Source organism: Lysobacter sp. TAB13 (assembly GCF_052113885.1).
GTDB classification, from domain to species: Bacteria; Pseudomonadota; Gammaproteobacteria; order Xanthomonadales; family Xanthomonadaceae; genus Lysobacter; species Lysobacter gummosus.
Genome location: NZ_JBFRDR010000351.1, coordinates 1 through 376, shown reverse-complemented (window position 1 = coordinate 376; position 376 = coordinate 1). Strand labels below are relative to the sequence as shown.

Annotated in this window: 1 protein-coding gene; it reads left to right on the top strand. The window is 68.9% G+C overall.

From position 1 onward, the window contains the following. Positions 1-376, top strand: a 376-nt coding sequence (locus tag AB4Y92_RS26495) for a hypothetical protein (RefSeq protein ID WP_441822330.1), incomplete at both ends; no start/stop codon positions are given.

Below are 376 nucleotides of genomic sequence, written 5' to 3'. Positions count from 1 at the left end.
CTGCTTGCCCGGCTCGAATATGCCGGCGTCGATGTCGGGACGCGCTGGGAGGAACTGGCCGCACTCGCCGAGGGCCGGATCGATGATGGCCGCCTGGTCTTTGCCGACCTGCACTAYGCTCTCTCATTGCTCGGCGCCGGGCATKCAAGCGGCGCGGAGGCGATYGCCCGCACGCTCGTTGGGGATAGCCGGGCGCATCGMAGCAGCGAGCGCMGGCAGGCAGCCCATCAWGGTGCGCTCGCGGCTTTTGGCCTGCTCGCCTTCCACGAAGGCGACTACACCGAGGCGGCGAGGCTGCTAGGCGCCGCGCGCACCGGGCTGGTCGTAATCGGCGGCAGCCACGCTCAACGCGACCTCTTCGAGCAAGCCTTTATCG